The organism is Mycobacterium sp. ACS4331, assembly GCF_001667265.1.
Taxonomy (GTDB): domain Bacteria; phylum Actinomycetota; class Actinomycetes; order Mycobacteriales; family Mycobacteriaceae; genus Mycobacterium.
In genome coordinates, this window is sequence record NZ_LZHW01000095.1 from 1 (window position 1) to 14,090 (window position 14,090).

Consider the following 14,090-nt stretch of genomic DNA (forward strand, 5'->3'; position numbering starts at 1 on the left):
GGGTGTGGACATGGCCAATCCCATGCAGCCGCTGACCAAACCGTTCGAGCTCACGGTCACCTGCCCCTGAGCACCCCATGACGGCGGCCCCCCCCCCGGGGGCGCCGCCGTTTCACGTCAGGGGACGTTCAGGTGCTCGAGCAGCCTGTCCAGGAACAGCACCTGACTTTTCAGCAGCTTGTCGCGCGCGGCGTCGACGGGCAGCCAGGCGACCCGATCGATCTCCGGGAACTCCCGCAGCCGCCCCGATCCCCGGGGCCACTCGATCTCGAAGGTGTTGCTGCGAGCATCGGTGATGTCGAGATCGGCCTCCACCGCGTAGGCCGTGACGACCTTCCCACCAGACTGCTTGACCTCACCGAGGGCCACCGGTTCGCCGTCCGGCACACCGAGACTGAGTTCTTCGGTGAACTCACGCCGCGCGGCCGCCAGCGGATCTTCGCCCTCGGCGTACTCACCCTTCGGAATCGACCAGGCGCCCTGGTCTTTTCGCGCCCAGAACGGGCCACCCGGGTGGGCGATCAACACCTCCACACCGTCGTCGCCGATGCGATACAGCAACAACCCAGCACTGAGTCTCGCGGCCACGGTGCTGTCGTCACGCCCCGACGGCGCGCTCGAGGTCCTTGAGGGAGTCCTCGAGATGGCCCAGCAGCCGCTGCAGGTGCGGGACGCTGCTTCGGCAGCCGACGATCCCGAAGTCCAGCTGATCGCCATTGGTCACCAGCGTGATGTTGACGGCCTGCCCGTCCATCGCGATCGACAGCGGGTAGTTGCCGGTCAGCCGGGCGCCCTTCCAGTACAACTGCTTCTGCGCACCGGGCACATTGGAGATCACGACGTTGAACGGCGGTGGCGCGTTGCCCACCACTCCCGGCAGCACAACCAGCCCCAGCGGGGACAGCAGCGCCGCCGACAGCGCCAGCGCCTGCAACTTGGGCAGTTCGGAGAAGACCTTCTTGTTGCCGGCCATCGAGTCGCTGATGGTCGCCAGGCGCAGCGCGGGATCCTCGACGTCGGTGGCCAGGTTGCACAGAATGGCACCGACCTGATTGCCGCCGGCGTTGGCGTCGCTCTCCGAGCGCAGGCTCACCGGCACCATGGCGATCAACGGTGCGTCCGGAAGCCCGTTCTGCTCAATCAGATACGCCCGCAGCGCGCCGGCGCACATCGCCAGCACGACGTCGTTCACGGTGACCTTCGCAGCCCGTTTGACCCGCCTGACCCGTTCCAGCGGCCACGTCTGCGCCGCGACCCGGCGGGCGCCGCCGATCTTGCCGTTCAACATCGTCTTGGGCGCGCCGAAGGGCAGGGTCAACTGCTGCTCGAGCAGCGCGGCCCGGGCGAGCTTCACCGTCGAGGGCGCGAGTCCGACGACCGACCCCGCGGTGTCGCCGACCGTGCGCAGCAGCCTGCCCATCGCCGAACCGTCGCCGCCCGATGCGCGCCGGCGTTTCTGGGGCGGCAGGGCCCACGGTGCACGGATCGTGGTGTCGTCGGGGTCGGTCGACAGCGTCCGCTCCGTGAGCTTGAGCGCCGAGATTCCGTCGAGCAGCGCGTGGTGGGCCTTGGTGTACACCGCGAACTTCCGGTCGGGAAGCCCCTCGATGATGTGCGCCTCCCACAGCGGCCGGTGCCGGTCCATCAGGGTGCCGTGCAGGCGTGAGGTCAGTTCCAGCAGGTCGCGGATGCGTCCGGGGGACGGCAGGGCGGAACGACGCAGGTGGTAGTCCAGATCCACCTCGTCGTCGTAGGTCCACGCGATATTGATGATCCCGCCCAGCACGGTCGCGGGATGCTTGCGGAACGTGGGTTGGAAGTCCTTGATCGCCGCGATCTCCTGGTACAGATCCCGCACGAAGTCCGGCCCGGCACCGTCGGGCATCTCGTACAGCGACAACCCACCCACGTGCATCGCGTGTTCACGACTCTCACCGACCAGGAAGATGAGGTCGGTCGGCGATATCAGCTCCATGTGCCCATTCCTACTCGTGGCCGGCGGGTGTCGCGCCGGGAATCACAACGTTCCGTAGAACTCGATCCAGTTCCCGTCCGGGTCGGCGACGAACATGAATCCGATACCCGGCACAGGCGCGAACTCGGTCACCGGTTCGACTACCTCATACGGGCTGTCGGCAAACCGTTCGCCGATCTCGCGCAGGTTCTTCACCCCGAGGGTGAAGAAGCGGATGCCGGCCTGTGCGGGTCCGCCACCGGGCACCGGCGGGGCCAGTGGCGCCGGATCGTGGGTCACCAGCTTGATCACGCAGTTGCCGACGGCGTAGCGGCGCTGCCTCCCGCCCGGGAAATCGAGTTCGCCCGCGCACTCCAGGCCGAGGAAGTTCTCGTAGAACTCCACCATCTCGTCGAGCCGGGTGGTGACCACGGCCACCTCGACGCCCGGCGTCAGCAGATCCAGTTTCACCGTCATCCGATCATCATGTCGGATGTCAGTCGACGAACCTCTCCCGGTAGCGCTGGAAGCGGTCCGAGATGGCCGCCGAGTCGAGGCCGAGGTCGGCTGGGTCGTAGACCACGCCGCCATACTGCCCTCTGGGGTGCTCGGCCAGGAACCGTGCCATCGCCGTCTGCACCTCGGCGCCGAATGGTTGTCCGGCCCGTTCGTAGATGGCCCGCAGGGTGCCCTGCTCGTCGGCCATGAAGTCCTCGAAGCGCACGTCGATGGACTGCTCGGCGGGCAGCACGTCACGGTCCCGGACACAGCCGTCGAGCAGGTCGGCGATGCGGCCCAGCCAGTACGGCACCAGCACGGACAGGTCCGGCCGGGTCGACATCCGGGCCGCGTAGCAGATCATCGTCAGCATCGACTGCGTGACCTCCACCGGATCGCGGTGGGTGACAACGAAAGTGGCGTCGGGGAACGTCGCCCGCAGGGTCGGGAACTGTTCGAGGTGCTGCGGCGACTTCAGCACCCAGCGGGTGCCGCCCCGCAGCCACTGCATGGCCTGAAGGCTTCGTTTGAGGTATGCGTACGACGACGCCTGATCGTGCGTCTTGTAGTGCGCAGCGAAAGTGGGTACGTAGTAGGTGGTTTCGAACAGCATCCCGGAGATGTCGTTGGCCAGGAGCTGGATCTCCTCGTGCGCATGCTCGACCGTCATGTCATGCATGCGCCGAAACTCGGGCATCGTCGTGTGGATCAGGTCCAGGCCGGCGGCGCACCGCTCCTGACGGGGCCCGGGTCCGTCCTCGCCGGGCCCGGGGAAGGGTTCGAGGCTCTCCCAGTACGGCATGTGCCGCAGCGCGGGGTCAGCCGCCAGCAGGTTGTGCAGATGCGTGGTGCCGGTCCGGGGCAGTCCGCAGATGATGATCGGGCGGTCGATCACGACGTCGTCGATCTCGGGGTGGGCCGTCACCAGTGCCTGCAGGCGAAGGCGGTTGACCAGGTTGCCGACCAACTGCTCGAAGACGATGGCCTTGCCGGTATCGGAGAGTCCGGCCTCGTCACGCAACGACGTGCACAGCACCTCGAGGCGCTCCCCGAAATCCGGTGCACCCCAATCGTGCAGCCCCGTGCGGTCGACGGCGGCGGCCAGCAGCGTCTCCGGCCGCAGTTCGAGTGTGGCGGCGTAGGCCGCCAGTCCGTCCCGGATGGGTGCGGCGGCCTCGGGGTAGGTCGGGTCGGCGAGGTCGGCGAACCTGACGGGTGCGGGTCTGGTGCTCATGCCTGGGTCCTCCCGAGGTCGGCGACGTCGACGACGCGGCACGTCGGACGCTGCGGCGTCTCCTCGGGCAGGAACCAGCGCAGCCAGATCAGGCCTTTGGCCCGGCCGGCGGTCGACACCCAGTTCGGGTGTCCGGGGTCCTCGTCGCTGATCACGATCTGCCATGACCCGTCGGGTTCATACGTGACCTGGGCGCCGTTGATGGTGACGCGCTCGTAGGTGTAGTCGTAGGTGTGCAGGAACGGATTCCACAGGCACAGATTCCAGAACACGCACTCGGGTGAGGTTCCGGTCACCACGAGCGCCTGCCCGGTTTGCAGCTCGTAGGCGCCCATGGCATACGCCGCGTCGGCCGCCGACCACCCGTAGGCGTGCTGCGGCACCGGGAAGGGTTCGAGGATCTCGTTGGGTGGGTCGATCCTGGTGGGCAGGAAGGACACCTGCTCGTGCAGCCAGACCTTGGCGGCCTTGAGCCTTTTCGTGAGGTCCTCGGCGCTGTCCGGGCGACGCGCGGGCGGGTCGAGCGATTCGATGTGCCACGTCGGACGGCGACCGGCCTGTGGGTCGGTGAGGTAGTCGCGAGTCAGCGCGAACTCCGCGTCGGGGTCCAGCTGCAGAGTCAGGCCCTGCTGGGGGTGCGGGCTGAGGAAGAACTCGAAGTTGCCGTCGGCGTCGAATGTCAGGGTGCGATCGTTGATGGTGCCGACGATCCGATTGCTGTACTGGCCGCCGCCAGGCCCGCCGTACACCGTCATCGACAGGTAGACCGCGTCGCCCCGATTACCGGTGACCCGGTAGGTGCGGTTCGGATCCAGCGGTGCCAGTTGGTAATACGCATCCGAATTGTCCCCTCCCCACTTCAGGTAGGGACCGATCACGTCGACGAGGATGGGCCTGTCGCGGTCGCCCCAGACGTAGGCGTCGACCGCGACGCGCAGCAGGCTGAAGGTCAGCCGATAGCCGTCGAGCAGGTCCTGCCCCTCCAGTTGAGCGTCGAGCACCTTGGTCTCGATGGCCCGCAGTTCGTCGAGCAGTTCGCCGAACGCCGCCGAGAGTTCCTGTGTCATCGCTTCTGCGCCCTTCCTGTGGTGTTCGGTCGTGCGCCGTGAGTCACCAAGGCGCACAGTCGTTTCGCAAACCCGTCGATGTCGGTGGTGTCGCCGCCCATCTGGGCGGTGTAGAAGGCCGTGCCGATGACCACCTGGTAGAGCATGTCGGCGTCGACTCCGGGATCGACCTCACCCTGTTCGACCCCGGCGCGCACCACCTCGCTGAACGCTGCACGAGTGCGTTCGTCGAGCAGCTGCTGTGTGCGGATGTGCAGTTGCGGGTCGCGGTGCCGCTCGGCCAGGATGCCCAGCGCCGCGGCCTCCACGGCCGGCTGCCGCCAGAAGATCAGGGCGCCGCGCACGAAGGTGAGCAGGTCTGCTTCGAAATCACCTGATGTGCTGGGCATCTCATCGTCTGGCGGGTCCTCGAAGACCGCGTCGAACATCACGTGCGCCTTGGACGGCCAGCGGCGGTACACGGTTGGACGGCTCACCCCGGCGGCTCGGGCGATGGCTTCGATGCTGACCTGCTCATACCCGACATCGGTGAGCAGCCGCCTGGTGGCCGCGAGGATGTCGCGATCGGTCTGGGGGTCGCGGGGCCGGCCCCGGGCTTCCGACATGGCAATAGATTTACAGTACGTAACGTAATTAGGTGGGCGGTTTGGTGAGTCAGCCGGCACAACCTGCGGTTCAGATCGTCGACCATGTCGTAATCTCGTCGACATGGAGCTACTACGCGACGTAGTTGTACTGGTTCACCTCGTCGGCTTCGCCGTCACCTTCGGGGCCTGGGTGACCGAAGCCGCCGCGCGGCGATTCCGGGTGAGCCGCGTGATGGATTACGGCCTGGTGGTGTCGCTGGTCACCGGCCTGGCGCTGGCCGCGCCGTGGCCGGCCGGCATCGAGCTGAACTACCCGAAGATCGGCACCAAGCTGGTGATCCTGGTGATCCTCGGCGGCCTGCTGGGCATGGGCAGCGCCCGGCAGAAGCGCACCGGCGAGGCCGTGCCGCGTGGACTGTTCTACGCCGTCGGCGCACTGTCGCTGGCCGCCGCGGGGATCGCGGTCATCTGGTAGGCGCGCATACCTTCGGCGCGGGAGATCAGCCGGGGTCACGCACCGCGAGGTAGTGCTCGGAGACCGCGGGGACCTCGGTGTAGCGCTCGACGTTCTGCTCGATGAGCTGGTCCTGGCCGGTGAGCCGGGTGTAGTGCTGGTGCATGTGCTCACCCCAGGAGCGCACCACGAACGTCTCCACGAACGTCGACTCCTGTTCGACGCTGCGGAACAGCCGCCACATCGCCGCGCCGGTGCGTTGCCGGGACCGGCCCAGCGCGCCCATCGCGGCCAGGAACGGTTCCTCGTTCTCGGGGGCCACGCGGTAGGAGGTGATCACCAGCACCGGCCCGTCCAACGGTTCGGGCTCGAACACCAGCGTCGGTTCCGGCCAGTGCGTCGACGGGGTGAGGTCGAGGTCGCCGGTGCGGGCGTGCAGCGGCCACCACGCCAGCGACACCCCGCAGAACACCAGCAACGCAGCGCTGACCAGCAGGCTGGTGACGCTGTTGGTGGCTCCTGCCAGCACGCCCCACAACAGCGAGCCGACGGCCTGGCCGCCCATGAAGATCAGCTGGTAGACCGACAGCCCGCGGGCACGCACCCAGCCCGGCAGGCTCAACTGCATGGATGCGTTCAGCGTCGCCAGGGTCATCAGCCATGCGGTGCCGCCGATCACCAGGCCCGCGGCGACCGCCACGACGTTGTGCACCAGCGCCAGCACCGCGGTGGCCAGCGCGAACCCGGCGGCCCCCGCGATCAGCAGCATGTTCTGCCCGTAGCGGGTCCGCAGCCGCGACAACGCGAACGCGCCCAACACGGCGCCGACACCGAGGGCGCCCAACAGTGCGCCGTAGCCGGCTGAACCCAGGTTGAGCTGGTCGCGTGCGATCACCGGCAACAGCCCCCACACCGCGCTTCCGGGCCCGATGAACAGCACGGTGCGCAGCAGAATGCGCCGGACGATCGGCGATTTCCGGATGTAGCGTCCGCCCGCGCTGAGCGCGGCCATCGCCCGCTCGGGCGGGTAGTCGTTCTGGATGGGCGGGCGCTTCCACATGATGAGCACCAGCACGATGCCGACGAACGACACCGCGTTGAGTGCGAACACGATCGTCGGCCCAGCCAGCGACACCAGCGCGCCGGCGATCGCGGGCCCGATTGCCCTGGCGCCGTTCATGCTCATGCTGCCCAATGCGGCGGCGGCCGGAATCTGATGCGACGGAACCAGATCGGGCTGGATGGCCTGCCATGCGGGCGCGGTCAGCGCCTGCCCGCAACCGATCACGAACAGCAGCGTCAACAGAACGGTCGGAGTGGTCAGCCCGGCCCCAGTCAGCGCCGCGAGCAGTCCGACACCGGCCGCCATCGCGCCCTGGGTGGCGATCAGCAGGCGGCGGCGGTCGATCAGATCAGCCAGCACCCCCGACGGCAGCGCGAGCAGCATGACCGGCAGCGTGGTCGCGGTCTGCACCAGCGGCACGAGCACGGCGGCCCGCGGGTCGTCGACGAGCATCCACTGCGCGCCGACGGTCTGCATCCACGTGCCGAGGTTCGACACGAACTGCGCGATCCACAGCGCCCGGAAGATCGGCGACTGCAACGGTGCCCATGTGGAGGTCGAACTCGCCGATGTCATCTGCCTCCCCTGCGCTCGTGGCCACTGTAGGTCCGCGACGGCTTACCCGGCGTCGCGTTGGTTCACGCGCGTGGCCAGCGAGGCACGTGGCGTCTGTGAACTCCTATTGAAAAAGCCCCTCACCTGCATTCACAGGTGAGGGGCTCTGGCGGTGGCGGAGGGATTTGAACCCTCGGACGGGGGTTACCCGTCACACGCTTTCGAGGCGTGCTCCTTAGGCCGCTCGGACACGCCACCGTGTGGCAGCTTACCGGCGACCCGCGTCTGGCCCTAATCGCGCTGGCTGCGTCACACTCCGGCAGTCATGCCCCATTCGAGTTCGACGTGAGGGCTGTGAAGTCGTGCCCACAACGACCCTGGTGTCGAATTCGCGGAGACGGGCCGCCCCGTCAGCGCTGGGCCGCGAAGAACTGCTCAAGCGGCGCGGCGCACTCCTGCTCCAACACGCCGCCGCGCACCTGCGGCCGATGAGTGAGCCGACGATCGCGCACCACATCCCACAGCGATCCCACCGCGCCGGTCTTGGGCTCCCACGCCCCGAACACCACGCGCGCCACCCGCGCCATCACCAGCGCGCCCGCGCACATCGTGCACGGTTCGACCGTCACGGCCAGGGTCGCACCCTCCAGGCGCCAGCCGTCGCCGTGCGCTGCCGCGGCGGCGCGAAGTGCCAGGATCTCGGCGTGCGCGGTGGGGTCCCCGAGCTCTTCGCGGGCGTTGGCGGCGCGGGCCAGTTCGACACCGGACGCGTCGATGACCACCGCGCCGATCGGGACGTCGCGCGGACCCGCGGTGCGGGCCACCTCCAGGGCGGCCCGGATCAGGGCCTCGTCGGGGAGCAGACCGCTCACCGATCGAGTTTGTCCAGCACCGCCGAGAGTTCGTCGGCGAAGCCCATCTCGCGCGCGATGCGGCTGATCTGCTCATCGGCGTACAACTCGGTGTCAGCCACGATCACCCCGAGCACATCCTCGTGCAGGCCGATGTCCGACAGCACCGACAGGTCGCCCTCCTCGAAAGGATCGCTGTCCTCGAGTTCGTCGTCGTCGATGTCGGCGTCGAGCTTGTCGAGCACCTCGGCCGCGAAGTCGTAGTCCAGCGCCGCGGTCGCGTCGGACAGCAGCAGGCGCGTCCCCGCGGGGGCGGGCCGAACGATCACGAAGAACTCGTCGTCGATGTCGAGCAGCCCGAACACCGCGCCCGAGCTGCGCAGTTCCCGCAGCTCGGTCTCCGCGGTGGACAGGCTCGTCAGAGCCGCCGGGCGCATCGCGGTGCACCGCCACTTTCCGTCCTCGCGCACGACGGCGACCCCGAACCCGTCGGGGAGGTCTTGGTCCGCTGAAGCTTCCTGCTTCGAAGCCCGCTGGGTTCCCATGGGCGCCTACGCTAGTCCCCCGGTGTCCGGGTTGACCAGGCAATCGCCCGCCGCTCGGTTGTGTGCCAACCTTGAACGGTGAGCAGAACCCCCGTGTGCGTGCTGGGCCTCGGCCTGATCGGCGGCTCGTTGATGCGCGCGGCGTCGGCTGCGGGCCATCCGGTGTTCGGCTACAACCGTTCGGTGGACGGCGCGAAGGCGGCCCAGTTCGACGGTTTCGAGGCCTCCACCGACCTGACCGCGACGCTGCAGCAGGCCGCCGAGACCGAGGCCCTGATCGTCGTCGCCGTACCGATGCCGGCCGTCCCGACGATGCTGACCCACATCGCCGACACCGCTCCGCTGAACCCACTCACCGACGTCATCAGCGTCAAGGGCGCGGTGCTCGACGCCGTGCGACAGTCCGGCCTGCTGGCCAACTACGTGGGCGGACATCCGATGACAGGGACCGCGTATTCGGGGTGGTCAGCCGGACGGGCAGACCTGTTCCAGGCCGCCCCGTGGGTGCTGTCGGTCGATGACCACGTCGACGTCCAGGTCTGGACGCAGGTGATGAATCTGGCGTTGGACTGCGGGTCGTTCGTGGTGCCGGCGCACTCCGACGAACACGATGCGGCCGCTGCCGCCATCTCGCATCTGCCGCATCTGCTGGCCGAGGCCCTCGCGGTGACGGCCGCCGAGGTGCCGTTGGCGTTCGCGCTGGCCGCGGGATCGTTCCGCGACGGGACGCGGGTCGCGGCGACGGCACCCGATCTGGTGCGGGCGATGTGCGAGGCCAACAGCGCGGACCTGGTGCCGCTGCTCGATCAGGCCATCGACCAGTTGACCTCGGCCCGGCACTCGCTGGCGACGTCACAGTCGGTCAGCGAACTGGTCGAGGCCGGGCACGCCGCGCGCATCCGCTACGACAGCTTCTCGCGGCCCGACATCCTGACGATCGTCCTGGGCGAACCCGACTGGCGCGAGGAACTGGCCGCCGCGGGTCGTGCGGGCGGGGTGATCAGATCCGCTCTGCCAGGCCCGGGTAATCGATGATGAATCCGTCGGAGTCGACGGTCATCGTGGCGCTCGCCACGGGCGACTGCACCTTGATGCCGTCGGCGGCCCCGGTGTAGCCGATGGTCACGGGCTTGACCACCAGATCCGGCAGCCACACATACACGATCGGCAGCGACACCGAATCCATCCGATGATGCAGCCCGGTGCGGCGGATCGGCAGTGCGTTGAAGAAGGGGCTGAACACGACGTCGACGTCGAGTGCACCGTCATAGCCGGCCCGCGAGGTCTGACCGGTGTGGTCCTGGACCAGCCACATGTTCTCCTCGTCACGGGCGATCGACAGCTGCCGCTCGCGCTCGGCCTGAGTCACCGTCATCGACAGTCGCTTGGTGGCCCCCGACTCGTCGGTGACGAGGTCATAGGAGGCGCTGAACGCCGGAGTCGACTCGGTCGCGGCCGACACGATTCGCCCGTACGCCTTGACGCGGTTGCCGGACAACTGCACCCGCACCGATTCCATCCGCGGGAGGTCGTGCGCCCGCCAGGTCAGGATGGCAGGCCAGGCGTTCTGGGCCGGAGCATTGGCTGTACTCACCCATCTACCGTAAGGGACGCGGTGACTCGTTCGTAGAGGGGAGGACAACTGATCCCCTCACAGCGTCCGCATTCATGGCTGCGCGCCTACTCGCGCCTGCGCGCCACGGGTGCGGACCCGCGCTGGGACGCGCCCAGCATGACCTCGTCGTCGAGCAGTGGCTGTGGCATCCGTCCGCCGAACCGCGACAACCGCCCGGCCCCCGGCACCGACAGCCACACCGCGAACGCGCACGCGGCGTCGAGAAGCAACGCCAGCGCGGTGACCATCAGCGCCCCAACCAGTGCGATGTGGAACTGGCGCACCTTGATGCCGTCGATCAGGTACCGCCCCAGGCCGCCCAGACTGGCGTAGGCCGCCACCGTCGCGGTCGCCACGATCTGCAGTGTCGCGGTGCGCAGACCACCCAGGATCAGCGGCAGGGCATTCGGGGTCTCCACCCGCAGCAGCACGCGGGACTCCGTCATGCCCATCGCGCGCGCCGCATCCACCACCGAGGCATCGACATTGGCGATGCCGGCGTAGGTGCCGGCCAGCAGGGGCGGGATGCCCAGCAGCATCAGCGCCACGGTCGGCGGCACCAGGCCCAGCCCCCAGAGCAGCACTCCGAGCAGCAGCACACCCAGCGTGGGCAGGGCCCGCAGCGCGTTGACGCCCGTCACCACCAGGAACGTGCCGCGCCCGGTGTGCCCGATCAGCATGCCGACCGGGATCGCGATCAGGGCCGAGAACAGCACCGCGATGGCCGTGTACTGCAGATGCTCCAGGATGCGCGCGGCCAGTCCCGCGGGACCGGCCCAATTGGCTGCGGTGAAGATGAACGACAGCGCCTGCTGCAGGAAGTTCATTGCGCCGCCCGGAGTTTGAGACGGGGAGCACGGGTGGCCCGCACCCACGGCGTGATCGACCGGCCCAGCAGCAGGATCAGGGTGTCGATGACGACGGCGAGCACGAAGATCGCGATGATGCCCGCGATGATCTGATCGCTCTTGTCGGCCTGATAGCCCTCGGTGAACCACGTGCCCAGGCCGCCGATGCCGATCACCGAGCCCACCGACACCATCGAGATGTTGGTGACCGCGACCACGCGCAGGCTCGCCACGAGAACCGGAATAGCCAGCGGCAGTTCGACTTTCACCAACTGAGTGAGTGGTCGGTAACCCACCGCGGTGGCGGCGTCACGCACCTGGGCCGGCACGGCGTCGAGCGCCTCCGGAACGGCCCGCACCAGCAGCGCGGTGGTGTAGAGCGTGAGGGCGACGATGACGTTGGCCTCGTCGAGGATGCGGGTCGGGATGATCAGTGGCAGCACCACGAACAGCGCGAGCGACGGGATGGTGAAGATGATGCTGGCCGCCACCGTCGTCAGGCGCCGCGGCACTGTGGTGCGCTGCACCGCGGCCCCCAGCGGGACGGCGATCAGCAGGCCGAGCACCAGAGGGACCAGCGACAACCGCAGATGCACCAGGGTCAGGGCCCAGGCGGCGTCGAGGTGGGTCAGCAGATACCGCATCGTTCACCTCTGCCAGGGATCCCGGTGGGCGCGCTGTTGGTCGAGGGCGGCGAGCACCTCGTCGGCCCGGACCCCGCCGCAGACCCGGCCCGCCTCATCAACGGCCACCCCGAACCCCGACGGGGAGGACAGCGCGGCGTCGAGCGCCTGACGCAGGGTGCCGTTCGGCGGGAACAGGGAGCCCCCCGCGATCGTGCTGTCGTACAACGATTTCCCACTGCGGTGCAGCTCGACCCCCTGACCGTCGATCCACGCGTAGGGGGTGCCGTCGGGGCGGGTCACCAACGCCCACTGGCCCGCCGTCAACTCCAGCGCATCGATGCCGTCCTCATCGACGTGCCGGAGCTCATGCACCGCAAGGCCGGTGGCGCCGAAGAACTGCAGCCCGCGATAGCCGCGGTCGGCACCGACGAAACCGGCCACGAACTCATTGGCCGGATTCGACAGCAGCCGCTCGGGCGGGTCGTACTGCTGCAGCACCCCACCGGGACCGAAGACCGCGACTCTGTCGCCGAGCTTGAGCGCTTCGTCGATGTCGTGGGTGACGAACACGACTGTCTTGCGCAGTTCGGCCTGCAGCCTGATGATCTCGGCCTGCAACTCGTCGCGGACCACAGGATCGACGGCGCTGAACGGCTCATCCATCAGCAGGATCGGGGGGTCGGCGGCCAGTGCCCGGGCCACGCCGACGCGCTGTTGCTGTCCGCCGGACAACTGTGCGGGATACCGGTTGGCCAGCTTCGGATCCAGGCCGACCCGTTCGAGCACGCCGTAGGCGGCCTGACGCGCCCTGCGCCGCGACTCGCCACGCAGCACCGGCACCGTGGCGACGTTGTCGATCACCCTCTGATGCGGCATCAGGCCCGCGCTCTGGATGACGTAGCCGATACCCAACCGCAGCTTCACGGGATCGACTCCTGTGACGTCCCTGCCGTCGACGGTCAGGGTCCCGGAGGTGGGCTCGATCATCCGGTTGATCATGCGCATCGAGGTGGTCTTGCCGCACCCGGACGGTCCCACGAACGCCGCCAGGGTGCCCTCCGGCACGTCCAGGGTCAGATGGTCCACCGCGACGGTGCCATCGGGGTACTGCTTGGTGACGTCATCGAATGTGATCACAGCGGCGGCTCACCTGTCCGAGAGCGGTTTGTCGAATCCGTGCTCCTGTACCCATTGCCTCGCCGCCTCGTCGGGGTCGACGCCGGCGTTGCCGGACACCGCGGTGTTCAGCTCGATGAGTGCCTCGGTGGTCAGTTCAGCCGACACCGCATCGAGGATCCGCTTGAGGTCGTCCGACATCTTCTGCGCGCCCACCACCGGCACCACGTTGGCGGCTGGGAAGTTGTTCTTCGGGTCCTCGAGCACCACGAGGTCGTTCTGTGGGATCGCCGGTGAGGTGGAGAAGATGTTGGCGGCCGTGACGGTGCCGTCCACCAGTGCCCGCACCGTCGCGGGCCCGCCACCGTCACTGATCGCGATGAAATCCCTGGGTGCGATGTCCAACCCGTAGTTCTTCTTCAGACCCGGCAGCCCTTCGGTGCGGTTCAGGAACTCCGATGGCCCACCGAACTTGACCTCGGGGGAATGCTTCGCCAGATCTGCGATGGTCTTCAGGTTCCACCTGCGCGCCGTCTCGGCCGTGACGGCCACGGTGTCGACGTCGGAGGCCTCCGACGGCGTCAGCATCGCCAATCCGCCCGGCAGCGCCCGATGCAGCGCGAGTTCGACCGCGTCCGGGGCCGTCACGGTGTTGTCCGGGTCGAAGTACTTCAGCAGACTTCCGGTGTACTCCGGGACCAGGTCTATCGAATAGTCCTGCAGCGCTGGGATGTAGGTCTCGCGGCTGCCGATCCCGAACTGGCGGCCCACCGTGAACCCGTTGGCCTCCAGTGCCTGCGCATAGATCTCGGCGAGGATCTTCGACTCCGGGAAATCCGCGGACCCGACGACGACGGTCTTGAGGTCACCGGAGGCGCTGCCACCGCCGAGGGGGTTGGAACTGCCGCAGGCGCTGGCGAAGACGGCCAGGACGAGCATCACCACGGCGGCCACCAAGCTGCGCATGCGCGTGGTCATCTGTCTGACAGTAACGGCCCGCACGCCCGCATGTCCTGATTTGACTCACCGTGAACACACCGCGAAGGACTTTGCATCTTTGCCAGAAAGGACGAGTAT

16 protein-coding genes and 1 tRNA gene are annotated in these 14,090 nt (G+C 68.2%); 2 read left to right on the forward strand and 15 right to left on the reverse strand.

Annotation, left to right across the window (positions count from 1 at the left end; genetic code table 11):
* Window positions 1-117 precede the first annotated feature (117 nt).
* The 6 genes from A5727_RS22130 to A5727_RS22155 are packed head-to-tail and all read right to left on the reverse strand — an operon-like array spanning window position 118 to window position 5,358.
* A complete protein-coding gene (locus A5727_RS22130; RefSeq protein WP_068255140.1) occupies window positions 118-588 on the reverse strand; it encodes an NUDIX hydrolase in 471 nt (156 codons plus the stop codon).
* Between the two features lie 10 nt (window positions 589-598).
* Complete coding sequence (locus A5727_RS22135; protein ID WP_068255143.1) at window positions 599-1,975, reverse strand: WS/DGAT/MGAT family O-acyltransferase; 1,377 nt, start codon at window positions 1,973-1,975, stop codon at window positions 599-601.
* A 42-nt stretch (window positions 1,976-2,017) separates the two neighbouring features.
* Window positions 2,018-2,431, reverse strand: a complete 414-nt coding sequence (locus A5727_RS22140; protein ID WP_068255146.1) for a VOC family protein — start codon at window positions 2,429-2,431, stop codon at window positions 2,018-2,020.
* A 19-nt stretch (window positions 2,432-2,450) separates the two neighbouring features.
* On the reverse strand, window positions 2,451-3,686 hold the full coding sequence (locus A5727_RS22145) for a sulfotransferase family protein (protein ID WP_068255149.1): 1,236 nt from the start codon (window positions 3,684-3,686) through the stop codon (window positions 2,451-2,453).
* Window positions 3,683-4,753, reverse strand: coding sequence for a DUF1214 domain-containing protein (locus A5727_RS22150; RefSeq protein WP_068255152.1), 1,071 nt, complete (start codon window positions 4,751-4,753; stop codon window positions 3,683-3,685). Before A5727_RS22150 ends, A5727_RS22145 begins: the two co-directional genes overlap by 4 nt.
* The gene (locus A5727_RS22155) at window positions 4,750-5,358 is read right to left on the reverse strand and encodes a TetR/AcrR family transcriptional regulator (RefSeq protein ID WP_068255156.1); all 609 of its coding nucleotides are present in this window, start codon (window positions 5,356-5,358) and stop codon (window positions 4,750-4,752) included. Before A5727_RS22155 ends, A5727_RS22150 begins: the two co-directional genes overlap by 4 nt.
* Before the next feature lie 103 nt (window positions 5,359-5,461).
* Between A5727_RS22155 and A5727_RS22160 the strand changes: the two genes are divergently transcribed.
* Window positions 5,462-5,815 carry a Fe-S protein gene (locus A5727_RS22160; RefSeq protein WP_068255161.1) on the forward strand — a complete coding sequence of 118 codons (354 nt, stop codon included), beginning with the start codon at window positions 5,462-5,464 and terminating at the stop codon, window positions 5,813-5,815.
* Between the two features lie 25 nt (window positions 5,816-5,840).
* Here the strand turns inward: A5727_RS22160 and A5727_RS22165 are convergent, their stop codons facing one another.
* The 4 genes from A5727_RS22165 to A5727_RS22180 form a co-directional block, all read right to left on the reverse strand.
* On the reverse strand, window positions 5,841-7,433 hold the full coding sequence (locus A5727_RS22165) for an MFS transporter (protein ID WP_068255166.1): 1,593 nt from the start codon (window positions 7,431-7,433) through the stop codon (window positions 5,841-5,843).
* Between the two features lie 146 nt (window positions 7,434-7,579).
* Window positions 7,580-7,670, reverse strand: a tRNA-Ser gene (locus A5727_RS22170).
* 152 nt (window positions 7,671-7,822) lie between these two features.
* Window positions 7,823-8,275, reverse strand: a complete 453-nt coding sequence (locus A5727_RS22175) for a nucleoside deaminase (protein ID WP_068255259.1) — start codon at window positions 8,273-8,275, stop codon at window positions 7,823-7,825.
* Window positions 8,276-8,280: 5 nt separating this feature from the next.
* Window positions 8,281-8,808 carry a tRNA adenosine deaminase-associated protein gene (locus tag A5727_RS22180; RefSeq protein WP_068255169.1) on the reverse strand — a complete coding sequence of 176 codons (528 nt, stop codon included), beginning with the start codon at window positions 8,806-8,808 and terminating at the stop codon, window positions 8,281-8,283.
* A gap of 93 nt (window positions 8,809-8,901) precedes the next feature.
* On the opposite strand from A5727_RS22180, the gene A5727_RS22185 reads away from it, so the two are divergent.
* Window positions 8,902-9,843 carry a prephenate dehydrogenase gene (locus A5727_RS22185; RefSeq protein WP_068255175.1) on the forward strand — a complete coding sequence of 314 codons (942 nt, stop codon included), beginning with the start codon at window positions 8,902-8,904 and terminating at the stop codon, window positions 9,841-9,843.
* Here A5727_RS22185 and A5727_RS22190 read toward each other — a convergent pair.
* From A5727_RS22190 to A5727_RS22210, 5 genes are all read right to left on the reverse strand, one after another.
* Window positions 9,809-10,402: a putative glycolipid-binding domain-containing protein gene (locus tag A5727_RS22190; protein ID WP_068255179.1), complete on the reverse strand. Its 594-nt coding sequence runs from the start codon at window positions 10,400-10,402 to the stop codon at window positions 9,809-9,811. The two genes, A5727_RS22185 and A5727_RS22190, sit on opposite strands and share 35 nt — an antisense overlap.
* An 86-nt stretch (window positions 10,403-10,488) precedes the next feature.
* Window positions 10,489-11,250, reverse strand: a complete 762-nt coding sequence (locus tag A5727_RS22195) for an ABC transporter permease (RefSeq protein WP_068255185.1) — start codon at window positions 11,248-11,250, stop codon at window positions 10,489-10,491.
* Window positions 11,247-11,915, reverse strand: a complete 669-nt coding sequence (locus tag A5727_RS22200; RefSeq protein ID WP_068255188.1) for an ABC transporter permease — start codon at window positions 11,913-11,915, stop codon at window positions 11,247-11,249. The genes A5727_RS22195 and A5727_RS22200 overlap by 4 nt, the downstream gene beginning before the upstream one ends.
* Window positions 11,916-11,918: 3 nt before the next feature.
* On the reverse strand, window positions 11,919-13,034 hold the full coding sequence (locus tag A5727_RS22205; protein ID WP_068255191.1) for an ABC transporter ATP-binding protein: 1,116 nt from the start codon (window positions 13,032-13,034) through the stop codon (window positions 11,919-11,921).
* A 9-nt stretch (window positions 13,035-13,043) separates the two neighbouring features.
* Window positions 13,044-13,991: an ABC transporter substrate-binding protein gene (locus A5727_RS22210; RefSeq protein ID WP_068255194.1), complete on the reverse strand. Its 948-nt coding sequence runs from the start codon at window positions 13,989-13,991 to the stop codon at window positions 13,044-13,046.
* Between the last annotated feature and the right edge of the window lie 99 nt (window positions 13,992-14,090).

Excerpts from the sequence above, each read along its gene's own strand:
- A5727_RS22145 (WP_068255149.1), bottom strand. The coding sequence starts at position 3,686 with ATGAGCACCAGACCCGCACCCGTCAGGTTCGCCGACCTCGCCGACCCG.
- A5727_RS22150 (WP_068255152.1), bottom strand. The coding sequence starts at position 4,753 with ATGACACAGGAACTCTCGGCGGCGTTCGGCGAACTGCTCGACGAACTG.
- A5727_RS22180 (WP_068255169.1), bottom strand. The coding sequence starts at position 8,808 with ATGGGAACCCAGCGGGCTTCGAAGCAGGAAGCTTCAGCGGACCAAGAC.
- A5727_RS22195 (WP_068255185.1), bottom strand. The coding sequence starts at position 11,250 with ATGAACTTCCTGCAGCAGGCGCTGTCGTTCATCTTCACCGCAGCCAAT.
- A5727_RS22165 (WP_068255166.1), bottom strand. The coding sequence starts at position 7,433 with ATGACATCGGCGAGTTCGACCTCCACATGGGCACCGTTGCAGTCGCCG.
- A5727_RS22210 (WP_068255194.1), bottom strand. The coding sequence starts at position 13,991 with ATGACCACGCGCATGCGCAGCTTGGTGGCCGCCGTGGTGATGCTCGTC.
- A5727_RS22200 (WP_068255188.1), bottom strand. The coding sequence starts at position 11,915 with ATGCGGTATCTGCTGACCCACCTCGACGCCGCCTGGGCCCTGACCCTG.
- A5727_RS22140 (WP_068255146.1), bottom strand. The coding sequence starts at position 2,431 with ATGACGGTGAAACTGGATCTGCTGACGCCGGGCGTCGAGGTGGCCGTG.
- A5727_RS22160 (WP_068255161.1), top strand. The coding sequence starts at position 5,462 with ATGGAGCTACTACGCGACGTAGTTGTACTGGTTCACCTCGTCGGCTTC.
- A5727_RS22155 (WP_068255156.1), bottom strand. The coding sequence starts at position 5,358 with ATGTCGGAAGCCCGGGGCCGGCCCCGCGACCCCCAGACCGATCGCGAC.
- A5727_RS22135 (WP_068255143.1), bottom strand. The coding sequence starts at position 1,975 with ATGGAGCTGATATCGCCGACCGACCTCATCTTCCTGGTCGGTGAGAGT.